The sequence below is a fragment of the Chromobacterium rhizoryzae genome (assembly GCF_020544465.1).
Classification (GTDB): domain Bacteria; phylum Pseudomonadota; class Gammaproteobacteria; order Burkholderiales; family Chromobacteriaceae; genus Chromobacterium.
On record NZ_CP066126.1, the window covers coordinates 1 to 13,186 of the forward strand.

Sequence of the window (13,186 nt, forward strand, 5' to 3'; positions counted from 1 at the left end):
TCTGTGGATATCTCCAAAGAGCCAAGGAGAAACCACGTTTGCGACGCGCCCCTGGTCCCTTCCTGCCTGCCGGGCAGCCCCGGCAATCAAAATCATCATCCGCGCAGCGGATTCAAAACCAGATCACTCAACAAGTCAGCCACGCTCAAGCAAAGCAACCACCCTACCTTGACCCCAAGCGTCCCCTCAGGAACAATCCCCCCGTTGCCGCCCACATGCGGCACACGGGATTGGCGTCCCGTTCGTGTGTATCACCAGCCTACGCAGCATACTGCGCGGGCTGCTTTACCATGGCCGCGCCATTTGGCAGGCGCATGGTGGACGATAAGTCGGCACTGACAACGATTTGATTGATTTAGACGCCAATCCTGTTCCCTCTTAACTTGGGATCAGGTGCTTCATCTTGTGTCATTACAGGAGAAACACCATGCAACAGCCTCAAAACTTTCCCCCGCGCCGCCGCTACAAACTGAACGCCCTGGAACAACAGAGCGCACTGCTGCCCTTCGTCCGCTTCTGCCCCGGCCGCACCTACCCGCATTACTGGCAAATGCCCACGCCCAGCAAGGATCTCCTCGCCGACCACGCCTATGGCCGCGAATGCGCGGCTCACCTGTTGCAATGGCTGAAGGACAATCGGGAATACGTCGGTAAAGGCCTGCTCAGCCGCGTGGCGCGCGACATCGATTTTGACGACCGCGCCGGACGCGGCCAGTGGATGGGCTTTTTCAACTATCTGGAAATCATGATGCTGCTGGGCGCCGACCGGGTCCGGGTTTACCGCCATGTAGACAGCCAACACCAGATCTACCTGGCGCTGGGACAGCGTTTCAGCCTGGAAGCGCGCTTCCGCCGCATCCGCTTGCGAAACCGCTAAACGTCTTGCGGTGGGCATCGCTGCGCTCCACCCACCCTACGGTGGAGGGTCTTGTAGGGTGGGAGGAGCCGAGAGGCGATACCCACCGAACCCCGCCATTGAGACCCAAGCATTGATCCCATCGCGTTTCCGCGTGGGTATCGCTGCGTCCCACCCACCCTACGGCGGATGGTCTTGTAGGGTGGGTGGAGCCGCTAGACGATACCCACCGACACCGTTTGCCGCCGAGCCGGCGCACGCAAAAAAGCGGGGCAGCCCAAAGCGGCCCCGCTTGATTCCTGCTTGCTTGAATGTCAGCCGAGGCTCCAATGCCTCTTGCCGATGTGGCAGGCACTGTCGCGCGGCTTACTGGCCGTGCTTCTCCTCGCCCAGCTTGTCCAGATAGCGCAGGATGCGGCCGCTGTCCTGCTCCAGCTTCTGCATCCGCTCGACGATCTCCTGCTCGTCCAGCGGGCCTTCCTGGCCAAACACCGCCAGCGCGGCGCCGATGTGCTGGCTGGCCTGCTGCTCGGTGGCCGCCAGCTCGCTCCAGGAGCGGGTCTGGCCAAAAGACTGCTGGCCTTGCAGTTGCAGCCAGCCTTGCAGCTCGCTGCCCTGCTCCAGCGGCTTGGCCTCCTCTATCGAGTGATAGGCGGTCTGCTTGAAGATCACGTGGCCCACCTTTTGCAGGCTGAGCTGGGATTTGTCGTGCACGCGGTTCACCTGCGCCATCACTTGCTGCGACTGCTCCACCTGGCTGCTGAAGCGCTGGCGGAAGGTTTCCACCGAGTCCTTGACCTGGCTGGCCACATTGCCGGCGGCGCTGGCCTGGGTCTGCATATTGCCGATGCGCAGCGACAGGTTTTCCAGCACGTCCTGCACATTGTTGGCGGTGCTCTTGCTGCGTTCGGCCAGCTTGCGCACTTCATCGGCCACCACGGCGAAGCCGCGGCCGGTTTCGCCGGCGCGGGCGGCTTCAATGGCGGCGTTCAGCGCCAGCAGATTGGTTTGATCGGCGATGGCGGAGATGTCGGCCAGCGAGGTTTCTATGCCCTGCCATTCCTGGGCCAGCGCGGTGCTGGCGGTGTCCATGCTGCTGACGCTGTCGGCGATGGTGTCCAGGTGGCCGGACAGGTGCTGGGCGGTTTCCAGGCTGACGCGCGCGCCGTCGGCGGTGTCCTGGGTGATGGCGGCCACGTCGGCCATGGCTTGGCTGATGTCTTCCAGATCGCTCTGATTGCTGGCCAGATCCTTGCGCAGATGCGGGTTGTTGAGCGCGGCCAGCTGCGAGGACAGGCGGTTGCGGCGGATGTAGCCGTCGTTGTCGGCCATGGTCTGGATGGCGTGGTTGACGCTGCCCAGCGAGCTGGCCAGGATGCCCGGCAGGCCCTGGCTCAGCGGGCGGCGGCTGTAGTCGCCGGCGCTGATGGCCTTGAAGCAGGTGTTGATTTCCTTGAAATAGGTTTCGATCAGGTCGAGGAAATCATTGAGCTGCCAGGCGAGCTTGCCCACTTCGCCCAGGTTGCGGGTGCCGGTGGCGCGGTGGTGCAGTTCGCCGGAGCTGGCGTAGCCCAGTTGTTCATGCAGGGTGTTGAGCAGACCGAAGATGCGGCCACTGTGGCGCCACAGCAGCAGAGACAGGGCGATGGAGACGGCCAGCAGCAGCGCGTCCACGATGTGGCCGACGATTTCCGGGAACAGGAAGCCGTCCAGCAGCGAGAAGGCGACCAGCAGGTTGAAGCTGATGATGCACCAGCCCAGCTGGGTGCGCAGGAAGGGCGGTTTTTTGTCGTGGTTCATGCGGCGACTCCCGGCGCTTGCAGCACCTGGGCGTTGAGGGACAGGATGAAGTCCTGATAGCTGACGCCTTTTTCCGCCAGCACTTGCAGCAGCCAGGCCACGGAGGCGTCAGGCGCGGTGGCCTTGTTGTGGCTGGCTTCGATCTGGCGCATCTGGGCGTAGACGGGTTCTATGGCCTTGATCGCTTCCTGGCTGGGCGGCCGGCGCACGGAGTAATAGCCTTGCAGTTGGCCGCGCAGATCGTAGTCCGGGGTGACGTTGGCCAGCACCCAATAGTAGTCGCCGTTTTTGCTGTGGTTTTTCACCACGGCGAAGAATTCCTGGCCCTGTTGCAGGGTTTTCCACATCAGCCGGTAGGCGCCGCGCGGCATGTCGGGATGGCGGATCAGATTATGCGGTTTGCCCAGCAGTTCGTGCTCGGCGTAGCCGGCGATGCGCATGAACACGCGGTTGGCGTAGGTGATGTGGCCGGTGGGGTCGGTCTTGGTGATGATCAGTTCATGAGGAGCGAGCCGGATTTCCTTGCTGGCCGGGCCGGCGGCGGGGTGCGTCATGGTCTGTTTCTCTCTTATTTGTCGATTGCATAACCTCTAAATGTTCATTTTCGGCCACTGGCCCAGTAGGGGCAAGCGTTTATTTATTTGTACTGCCCATGCTTGACAGGGTGCTGCTTAAATTACTTCTTAATAATCCAGTTCTTACAAAAACAAAAGGATGCCTTCGGCATCCTTTGCGGCGCGGGTGGGCAGGGCGTCAGAGCCGGTTCAACATCTTGGGGCGCGCCGCTGGCATGGAAGCGGTTTTCAGAGTTTGACGATCTGGCGGATCTGGGACACGCAGGCGCGGGCATCGTCTATCAGCTTGGCGAATTCCGGGCTGTTGATCTCGGCGTGGCTGAGCCAGCGCACCTTATTGCTGATCCGGTACTGGACGCGGATGCCGGCCGGGGTTTGCTGCTGCTTGGCGTTGACCTCGTACCAGGGAGAGCTGACCTTGCACTCGAAGGCCGGCTGGATGGCCTTGGCGCCCTTGAGCAGCACGTCGGACTGCATGGCGCTGGCGTCGCCCAGGTAGACGTCGGCCAGGTTGCCGTTGCGCTTGTAGCTGTCGAAGCTGTCCCACACGCCCTTGAAGTGGGAGTCGTAGAGAAACAGGCCGGAGATCTTCTCCAGCATGCGCGGGTCGCGCACGCTCATGCGCAACGGGTAGACGGACGGCACCATGAAGGAGGTCTTGTCGCGCTGGACCTTGCAGCCTTCCGGTTGATTGCTCAGCCGGTTGCACAGGCTTTGGTCGGTGGCGCTGACGCCCTGGTAACGGTCTTGCAGAATGGTGTCGATCAGCGTGGAGTTGCCCAGTTCGATATCGGCGCGGACGTCGGCGCTGCCGTCGGCTTGCAGCGCGTTTTCGCGCTTGATGTTCAGATCGGTGCGCGCCGGCTCCATCGGCACCTGGGTCTGGCTGACCACGCCGTCCTTGCCGATGATGAAGGCCCAGCGGTCTTGCAGGTCAGACATGATGCGGCCGGGCTGGAAGAAGGGGTTGGTCGGGTCCAGCCACCAGGTCTGTCCGGCGATGTCGGCGCGGACGATCATGTGGTTGGGCGCGCCGATGCCGGGCAGCAGCAGCGGCGGGGCGAACTTGCCGCGGTAGATCAGCGCCGGCTCGGCGGCGACGCCGGAGCGGCGCAGCATGGCGGTCAGCAGGGTGGAGAGGTCTTTGCAGTCGCCGTAGCCGTGCTTTTCGATTTCCGCCAGCGTGAACGGCACCAGGCCGCGTTCCGCCAGACGGGTGTCGTTGAGGTAGCGGTAGTTGCGGTTGATGTGCTGCATGAAGGCGGCCGCCTGCTCCGCGGCCGGCTTGCCCTGGTTGGCGGCCACCACGGCGGCGGCGGCCGGCGGCAGCGGCGCGGCCAGGATTTCGTTGTAACGGCGGGCGTGAGCGCCGAAGTGGTCTTGCGGCTGGTCCGAGGTGGCGATCACCAACTGCGGCCATTCGCGCAGCGCGCTGTTGTTCCACTCGTTGATGTAGTTGAGGTAGCGCGGCCGGCGCAGCGAGACCTTGACGCGTTTGCGGTCCGCGCTGGCGTCCACCGCGTAATCGTCCAGCATCATGCCGCGCCAGATCAGCGGGCGCGTGGACTGGATGTCGAAGTTGAAGCTGTCTTCGCGCGCTTTTTGCGGGCCCAAGTCCAATTGGTAGCGCAGCTGGCGCACCAAGGGCTGCGCCACGCTGTGGGTCTTGATGCGGTAGGACACGGTGCTGCCCACCGACAATTCCGGGAAGGCCATCCAGGTTTGCATGTCGCGGCTGACGCCGGCGTCCGGATTGGGCGCGGCGCGGGTTTCGATCTGGGATTTGCCCAGTTTGATCACTTTGCCGTTGGGCTGGATCACTTCGGCCTGTTCCACCCGCAGGCGGTCTTCGGCCGGGTAGGTGAAGTCGATGCGGGACAGCTGTTCGCGGCCGGAGGGGTGCAGGATGGTGAATTGCTTGCTGGTGACGCAGTCCAGGCTGTTGTCTTTATTGTGCTGGCAACTGACGGCGGTTTTGACCGCCAGCGGCGCTTCGCTGACCGGTTGCAGCGCGGCGGCGCTGAAGCTGCTGTAGAGGCCGGCGGCCAGCCCGAGAGTGAGTGTACGCATAGTGGAATCGAAAAGTGTGATGTTGCGGTGATGATTATACGGCGCGAGGGCGGAGAAAACGCGCATCCGGCGTCCGCGCCGCCGGATGGGGTCAAGCGTTCCATATTCGCATATTAGCGCTTGCGAATGTGTGTGCTTTTTGTGTCGCTGTTGAGCTTGTCCGCGATCCCGCGCGCAAGTGCGGGACAAGATGGCGGATGGTCAACGGGCGTTCACGGCGCGGCCCACATCCGCAGCAGGTTATGGTAGTTGGCGGTCAGCGCCACTAGGGCTTCGTTGTCGCCCAATTGCTGGCGCAGGCTGGAGATCGCCGCGTCCATGTCGAACAGCAGCCGGCGTTTGCCGTCGTCGCCGATCATGCTTTGCACCCAGAAGAAGGAAGCCAGCCGCGCGCCGGCGGTGACCGGTTCCACCCGGTGCAGGCTGGTGGACGGATAGAGCACCATGTCGCCGGCGTCCAGCTTGACGCTATGGCTGCCGTAAGTGTCTTCAATCACCAGTTCGCCGCCTTCGTATTCGTCCGGGCGGCTGAAGAATAGGGTGCAGGACACGTCGGTGCGCACCCAGCCGTTGTCGAAGGGGTGGCGGCGCACGGCGTTGTCCACGTGGTTGCCGAAGTCCATGCCGGCCTGGTAGCAGTTGAACAGCGGCGGGAAGATTTTGGCCGGCAGCGCGGCGGAGAAGAACAGGCCGTTGCGTTGCAGCGCGCCTTCCACCATGGCCTGCAGTTGTTGGGCTTCCGGCAGTTGCTGCGGCAGCTGCAGATTGCGTTTGACCTGGGCGGACTGGCTGCCGGCGGTGATGCGGCCGTCCGCCCAGTCGGCGCGGGCCAGCAGTTCGCGGCCCAGCGCCAGTTCTTCGGCGCTCAGCACCGCGGGGATGTGCAATAACATGGGGTCTCCGTAATGGGGCCAAGCCCCCGGCGAACCGGGGGCCGGAGCCGGCTTGCAAGCGGTTTACGATCTGCTGCGCGCCGGTAGGGACATTGTGCGATGAGCGCCGGCTTCGAAGCGCTCATGCGCCATCGGCGCAGGCCGCTTTCTCAGCCGCTTGCGCCTGGTCTCGTTCTGGCTCGCGAGATCGTAATCACCTGCTTAGTACTTGAAGCTGACCGTCAGTTGCGCTTCGCGCGGGGTGCCCAGCGTGGCGTGCGCTGGGTAGCCGCCGTCGAAGTAGGTCTTGTTGGCCAGGTTGTTCACATTCAGCTGCACCTTGTACTTGCGGGTCTCGTAAGCCAGCATCGCGTTGGCCACGGTGTAGGCCGGCAGGTAGTTGGTGTTGGCTTCATGCGCGTAGCGCTTGCCCACATGGGTCAGGCCGAAACCGCCGATCACTTCTTCGGTGAACTTGTAGGTGGTCCACAGGTTGGCGGTGACCTTGGGTGTGTAACGCGGCATATTGCCTTCGGTGCCGGAGGCGCCCAAGGCCGGCGGCGCGGCCTTGTCGATGCGGGACTTCATCAAGGTCAGGCCGGCGAAGACGTCCCAGCGTTCGCTCAGCCGCCCGGCGCCCTCCACTTCCACGCCATCGGTGTGGCGCTTGCCGGACAGCAGCACGGTGTTCTGGTCCAGCGGATCGGTGTTGCGTTCGTTGGTCTTCTCGATGCGGAACAGCGCCGCGCGCAGGCTGGCGTCGCCTTCGAACAGATCCCACTTGGCGCCCAGTTCGATATTGCGGTTCTTTTCCGGATCCACCTTGGCGGTGGCCTTGTCCAGCGCATAGGCTTCGCCCGACGGGTTGAACGAGGTGCCGTAGCTCAGATAGTAGGACTGGGCGCTGCTGGGCTGCCAGATCAGGCCGCCGCGCCAGCTCCACACATTGTCGGTGCGGCTGACGTCGTAGCTGCTGCTGGGGTCTTGATTGACGGAGCCGTCGCGCTTGCCGGCGCGGATCTTGTAGTCGCCGCTGAAGCGGTCGAAGCGCGCGCCCACCACGGCCTTCCATTGCGGGTTCAGCTCCAGCGTGTCCATCGCGTACAGGCCGATATTGCTGGCGTCGAACTGGGTGTTGCTGCTGCGGTAGCGGCTGAGGTCGGTGGGCGATCCCGGATTGGGATTGTCCCGGTCGGTGGGAGCAACTAGGCCAAGCGTGGCGTAGCGGTTGGTGTCGGATTTTTCCTTGCTCAGCTCCAAGCCGGTCAGCAGCGTATGGCGCACGCTGCCGGTATCGAACTTGCTGACCAGATCGGTCTGGTTGTTCCACGACCAATCGATGCCGTCGCGCATCGGCTTGCTGCGGCACATCGCGGAGTTGGGGTCGACGACTTGGCCGCTAACCGCGTCGCCGCAAACATAGCGTCCGGTCCAGGTTCCGCCTTGGTTGGCTGGTTTATTCAGTTGTTTTGATGGATTGCGCGGCGCGGTCGGCGACACATCGCGCCAGAAGCGGTTGAAACGCAATTGGTTGCTCAGCACCAGGTCGTCGCTGAAGCGGTGGGTGAGCTTGGCGGTGAGGATGTCGGTCTGGGTTTTCTCGAAGTCGCTGTTCAGGCCGTAGAAGCGGTCGCGCGGCACGTCGATGGGCTGCTGGGTGTTGGCGTTGAACGGGATGCCGTAGTCCGGAACATTGTCTTCCTTCTGGTGGAAGTAGGACAGCACCAGGGTGGTGGGTTCGCCCAGGCCGAAGGCCAGGGACGGCGCGACGCCGAAGCGCTGGTTCTTCACCGGGCCGCGGTCGCTGCCGTCGTCGGTGGCCATCAGGTTGACGCGCATCGCGGCGCTGTCGCTGAACGCCTGGTTGATGTCGAAGGTGGAGCGAGCGAAGCGATTGCTGCCGACGCTCATTTCACCCGCCACCAGAGAGCCGGCGAACGGCGTCTTGCTGGCCTGGTTGACCACGCCGCCGGTGGAGCCGCGGCCAAACAGCATGGAGCTGGCGCCCTTCAGCACTTCCACTTTTTCCAGGTTGAAGGTGTCGCGGTTGTACTGGCCGATGTCGCGCATGCCATCCAGATAGGTGTCGGTGAAGGCGGAAAAGCCGCGGATCACCACCTGGTCGCCGGTGCGGCCGCCTTCGCCGGCGGCGAAGGTGATGCCGGGCACGTTGCGCAGCGCGTCCTTCAAATTGGAGACGGCCTGATCTTCCAGCAATTGCTTGCTGAGCACGGTGACCGATTGCGGGATGTCCTTCAGCTTCTGGTTCAGCTTGCCGATGGCGCTGGACTCGGTCTTCAGGCTGCCGCGCACCGGCGTTTCGCCTTCCACGCGCACGGTTTCCAGTTTGGTGGGCGCGTCGGCGGCCAGGGCCAGTCCGGGGGAGAGGGCGGCGGCGAGCATGCCGGCGCCGATTTTCGCGGGCAACTTGCGCGCGACGATGCCGCTGCCGCGGCTTGGGGTGGGCAGATGTTCCATCAGGGTTCTCATTTTGTTTGTGTCGTTATAATCGCCGGCCGGCTAAGGCCGGCTCTGCTCTTCTTTGCCTGACTGCGCGCTTCTCCGGCCTGGTCCGGGCAAGGAGCGGACGAAGGCCCTCCTGGTCTGCGCGGCGGCAGTCCGTGGAGTGGGTGGAGAGGGGTGAGGAACCGGCGCGAAATAGCGGCTGGATAAGCGGCTGCGCGCTGGCGGGTACGGGACGCGGATCTCGCGTCTACTGCGGCTCAGGCTCTTAGAACCTGTTTACGATCTGCTGCGCGTCGGCGACACAGCGTTAAAAACGGTTTCGAAATGCTCATGTACCGCGCGTACATTCCGCTTTCTCAGCCACAACGCCTTGTCTCGCCTTAGCTCGCGAGATCGTAAACACGTTCTTAGGGGCCGGCTGGCAGAGTCCTCAAGCAAACCAATGGCGTGGGCTTGCGTGACGGCTCTGCGCGAGCGGCCGGCGGGCGCCGGCCTGCTCGCAGGCGGTTTTTACGGCGCTTCGGTGGCGAAGCCGATCTTGCTGATGCCGCCTTGTTGGGCGCTGGCCAGGGTTTTGGCCACGGTTTCGTAACGCACGCTCTTGTCGGCGAACAAGTGCAGCTCCACTTGCGGGTTGTCGCGGGCGGCGGCGGCGAAACGGGCGTCCAGCTCGCCTTCCGGCACTTTGACGTCGTTCCAGAACACCGCGCCGGCGGCGTCTATGGCCAGGCGGATTTCCTTGGGCTGGCTCTGCTGCGCGGCGGCGCTGGCCTGCGGCAGATCCAGCTTGACGGTATTGGTCAGCAGCGGGGTGGTGATGATGAACACCACCAGCAGCACCAACATCACATCCACCAGCGGGGTGGTGTTGATGTCGGCCATCGGGGCGGAGCCGCCCTTGTCGAAACTACCGAAGGCCATCGATCTCTCCGGACTGAGTCAGCAGCTGGGCGTGCAGATCGTGGGCGAAGTAGTCCATGTCCTGAGCCATGATGCGCTGCATGCGGGTCAGGGCGTTGTAGGCCAGCACCGCGGGGATGGCGGCGGCCAGGCCGGCGGCGGTGGCCACCAGGGCCTCGCCGATGGGGCCGGCCACCGCGGCGATGGTGACCTGGCCGGCCGCGCCGATGTTCACCAGCGCGTGGTAAATGCCCCATACCGTGCCGAACAAGCCGATGAAGGGCGCGGTGGAGCCCACCGAGGCCAGCACGGTCATGCCGGTTTCCTGCTTGCCGTTTTCCTGTGCCAGGCCCTTGCGGATGGCGCGGGTCAGGAATTCGTCCAGATCGCAGCTCTGGCCCAGCGGGCGCTCAGCCTGGCTGCGGTAGTGGCGCAGCGCGGCCAGGCCCTGGCGGGTGAGGTTGGCGAAGGGCGCGCGGGAATCCTGCAGCTGGGTTTCCGCCTGTTTCCAGTTGGGGGCATCCCACAGCGCGGCCTCGGCCTGCTTGTTGGCGCGGCGGATATGCCAGGTGCTGACGCCGCGAACCAGGATCAGGTACCAGGTCAGCACCGACATCAGGACCAGGATCATGAACACCGCGACCAGCACGGCGTCCCCTTGTTGGAATACAGTCATTAGATTCATGATTTGGCAGACTTCAAAGAAAATTCAACGGGAACGATAAAGGTGTAGGCGATGGCTTCATTGCCGCGTTTGGCCGGGGTGAAGGTCCATTTCTTCACCGCCGCTAGGGCGGCGCGGTCCAAGCGCGGGAAGCCGCTGGTGTTGGCCAGCGCCACGTCCAGCGGCTGGCCTTGGGCGGATACGTGCACCCGCAGCTGCACGGTGCCGGTTTCGCCTTCCTCGATGGACAGCGCCGGGTAGGCCGGCTTGGGATTGTTCAGATAGCCGCCCCGGTACATCGGCTCGGTGATCGAGGGCTTGGCGTCGGCGGACTGGCCGCGCGAGCTGCCGCCCTCGGCGGAGCTGGTGGCCGCGCTGGGCTTGCTTTCCGCCGCGGGGGCGGCGGTGGGCACGCTGATGGCCTTGGCGCTGGGCGCGGCCGGCGTGGGCGTGGCCATTACTTTGGGTTTGACCGGAGTCGGCTTCGGCGTCGGGGTGGGCTTGACCTGCGGCGTCGGCTTTTTCTCGGGCTTGGGCTGCTGCTTGGGCGCAGCCGGCGCGGCGGCCTTGCTGGGCGCGGCCAGGCTGATCATTTCCATGCTGGCGACGCGCGGCAGCGTGATCGGCGCCTGCATCGCCACTGCGCCGCCCATCAGCACGAAGACCAGGGCATGCAGGCCCACGGTGCTGGAGAGCGCCGAGTATTGAAGAATTCGCTGGTTCATGACGGTGATGATAATACAAACTATTCTCATTATCCAAGCTGGAAAACGCGTATATCCTCACGTCATTGATATGGGTAAATAAATGAAGGGAAAAGGATTTTGCCAAGCGTCGCGTCCGCCGGCGCGCCGGAGCGGCCCGGCGCTTGCAATCCATGGTTTTGCCTGCATATTTTGCAGCATTGGCCACGGCGGAGTGCCGGTGGCGACATTATTGGAATACAAAACATGCAACAGTTCGACGGAACCACCATCGTGTCCATTCGCCGCGGCAATCGCGTGGCGCTGGGCGGGGATGGCCAGGTCACCCTGGGCAACATCGTGATCAAGGCCTCGGCGCGCAAGGTGCGCAAGCTGCACGGCGGCAAGGTGCTGGCGGGCTTTGCCGGCGGCACCGCCGACGCCTTCACCCTGATCGAGCGTTTTGAAGCCAAGCTGCAAAAACATCAGGGCAATCTGCTGGTGTCGGCGGTGGAACTGGCCAAGGACTGGCGCACCGACCGCATGCTGCGCCGGCTGGAGGCGATGCTGATCGTCGCCGACAAGAACAGCACCCTGATCATCACCGGCAACGGCGACGTGCTGGAACCGGAGCAAGGCATCGCCGCCATCGGCTCCGGCGGCGCCTACGCCCAGTCCGCGGCGCGCGCGCTGTTTGAAAACACCGATCTGGCGCCGGAAGTGGTGGTGAAGAAGTCGCTGGAGATCGCCGGCGACATCTGCATCTACACCAACCACAACCATGTGATCGAGCTGTTGGACGACGCCGAAGAGCCGGAAGGCAAAGAGCCGGCAGCCAACTGAGCCGCCCGATTCAAGAATCAAATCGCCGGGAGCGCCGCTTCCGGCTGGAGAACGTCATGACGCAAATGACCCCGCAGGAAATCGTCCACGAGCTGGACCAACACATCATCGGCCAGAACGCCGCCAAGCGCGCGGTGGCGGTGGCCTTGCGCAACCGCTGGCGCCGTCAGCAGGTGGCCGAGCCGCTGCGCAGCGAAATCACCCCCAAGAACATCCTGATGATAGGCCCCACCGGTGTGGGCAAGACCGAGATCGCCCGCCGCCTGGCCAAGTTGTCCGGCGCGCCCTTCATCAAGATAGAAGCCACCAAGTTCACCGAGGTGGGCTATGTCGGCCGCGATGTGGACACCATCATCCGCGACCTGGTGGAAGTGGCGATCAAGGACACCCGCGACGCCGCCATCAAGCGCAACCGCCCGCGCGCGGAAGACGCGGCGGAAGACCGCATCCTGGACGTGCTGCTGCCGCGCCCGCGTCAGCAGGCCGGTTTCTTCGGTGGCGAGCCGGAAGCGGAGGCCAAGCCGGAAGACGGCGCCACCCGCCAGAAATTCCGCAAGATGCTGCGCGAAGGCGCGCTGGACGATAAAGAGATCGAAATCGAAATCGCCGCGCCGGCGGCGCAGATGAATGTGATGGCCCCGCCGGGGATGGAGGATTTCGCCAGCCAGCTGCAAGGCATGTTCCAGGGCATGGGCTCCGGCAAGAAACAGACGGCCAAGATGAAGGTGACGGAGGCGCGCAAGCAGTTGATAGACGAGGAAGCCGCCAAGCTGGTCAACGACGAGGAACTGCGCGCCGAAGCGCTGAAGAACGTCGAGCAGAACGGCATCGTGTTCCTGGACGAGATCGACAAGGTCACCAGCCGCAGCGAAGGCCAGGGCGGCGCCGACGTCTCGCGCGCCGGCGTGCAGCGCGACCTGCTGCCGCTGGTGGAAGGCACCACCGTGTCCACCAAGTACGGCATGGTCAAGACCGACCACATCCTGTTCATCGCCTCCGGCGCCTTCCAGCTGTCCAAGCCGTCGGACCTGATCCCGGAACTGCAAGGCCGTCTGCCCATCCGCGTTGAACTCTCCTCGCTGACCGTGGACGACTTCAAGGCCATCCTCACCAGCACCAACGCCTGCCTGACCCGTCAGTACCAGGCGTTGATGGCCACCGAGGGCGTGGAACTGGAGTTTGCCGAATCCGGCATCCAGCGCTTGGCCGAGATCGCCTGGCGGGTCAACGAGAAAACCGAGAACATCGGCGCGCGCCGTCTCTACACCGTGATGGAAAAGCTGTTGGAAGAAGTGGCGTTCGACGCCAAGGCCGGCCGCTGCGAGATCGACGCCGCCTATGTCGACAGCAAGTTGGAGCAGGTGGCCGAGCGCGAAGATCTGGCGCGTTACGTGCTCTGATCTACTCCTTTATATATAGAAACGCGAACGGCGGCCGATGGCCGCCGTTTTTGCATC

General features: G+C 63.8%; 11 protein-coding genes. 3 read left to right on the forward strand and 8 right to left on the reverse strand.

Annotation, left to right across the window (positions count from 1 at the left end; all coding sequences use genetic code 11):
* Positions 1–427: 427 nt before the first annotated feature.
* Entirely contained in the window at positions 428–877 is a 450-nt protein-coding gene (locus JC616_RS00005) for a hypothetical protein (protein ID WP_107801411.1), read from the forward strand.
* Positions 878–1,222: 345 nt separating this feature from the next.
* Here JC616_RS00005 and JC616_RS00010 read toward each other — a convergent pair whose 3' ends face one another.
* The 8 genes from JC616_RS00010 to JC616_RS00045 all read right to left on the reverse strand — a co-directional run bounded on the left by JC616_RS00010 (position 1,223) and on the right by JC616_RS00045 (position 10,928).
* Entirely contained in the window at positions 1,223–2,656 is a 1,434-nt protein-coding gene (locus JC616_RS00010) for a methyl-accepting chemotaxis protein (RefSeq protein ID WP_107801412.1), read from the reverse strand.
* Positions 2,653–3,210, reverse strand: coding sequence for a PAS domain-containing protein (locus JC616_RS00015; protein WP_107801413.1), 558 nt, complete (start codon positions 3,208–3,210; stop codon positions 2,653–2,655). The genes JC616_RS00010 and JC616_RS00015 overlap by 4 nt, the downstream gene beginning before the upstream one ends.
* Positions 3,211–3,459: 249 nt before the next feature.
* Positions 3,460–5,301 carry a DUF3857 domain-containing transglutaminase family protein gene (locus tag JC616_RS00020; RefSeq protein WP_227106006.1) on the reverse strand — a complete coding sequence of 614 codons (1,842 nt, stop codon included), beginning with the start codon at positions 5,299–5,301 and terminating at the stop codon, positions 3,460–3,462.
* A 212-nt stretch (positions 5,302–5,513) separates the two neighbouring features.
* Entirely contained in the window at positions 5,514–6,194 is a 681-nt protein-coding gene (locus tag JC616_RS00025; protein WP_107801415.1) for a Fe2+-dependent dioxygenase, read from the reverse strand.
* Between the two features lie 201 nt (positions 6,195–6,395).
* Positions 6,396–8,651 (reverse strand): TonB-dependent receptor, encoded by a 2,256-nt coding sequence (locus JC616_RS00030; RefSeq protein ID WP_227106008.1) that lies wholly within the window; start codon positions 8,649–8,651, stop codon positions 6,396–6,398.
* Between the two features lie 498 nt (positions 8,652–9,149).
* On the reverse strand, positions 9,150–9,560 hold the full coding sequence (locus JC616_RS00035) for an ExbD/TolR family protein (RefSeq protein ID WP_048415369.1): 411 nt from the start codon (positions 9,558–9,560) through the stop codon (positions 9,150–9,152).
* A complete protein-coding gene (locus JC616_RS00040) occupies positions 9,547–10,224 on the reverse strand; it encodes a MotA/TolQ/ExbB proton channel family protein (protein WP_107801417.1) in 678 nt (225 codons plus the stop codon). Before JC616_RS00040 ends, JC616_RS00035 begins: the two co-directional genes overlap by 14 nt.
* Positions 10,221–10,928, reverse strand: coding sequence for an energy transducer TonB (locus JC616_RS00045; protein ID WP_107801418.1), 708 nt, complete (start codon positions 10,926–10,928; stop codon positions 10,221–10,223). The genes JC616_RS00040 and JC616_RS00045 overlap by 4 nt, the downstream gene beginning before the upstream one ends.
* Before the next feature lie 225 nt (positions 10,929–11,153).
* Between JC616_RS00045 and hslV the strand changes: the two genes are divergently transcribed.
* Together hslV and hslU are read left to right on the forward strand one after the other, a co-directional pair.
* The gene (gene hslV / locus JC616_RS00050) at positions 11,154–11,729 is read left to right on the forward strand and encodes an ATP-dependent protease subunit HslV (RefSeq protein ID WP_107801419.1); all 576 of its coding nucleotides are present in this window, start codon (positions 11,154–11,156) and stop codon (positions 11,727–11,729) included.
* A gap of 56 nt (positions 11,730–11,785) precedes the next feature.
* The gene (gene hslU / locus JC616_RS00055) at positions 11,786–13,129 is read left to right on the forward strand and encodes an ATP-dependent protease ATPase subunit HslU (RefSeq protein ID WP_107801420.1); all 1,344 of its coding nucleotides are present in this window, start codon (positions 11,786–11,788) and stop codon (positions 13,127–13,129) included.
* Positions 13,130–13,186 lie beyond the last annotated feature (57 nt).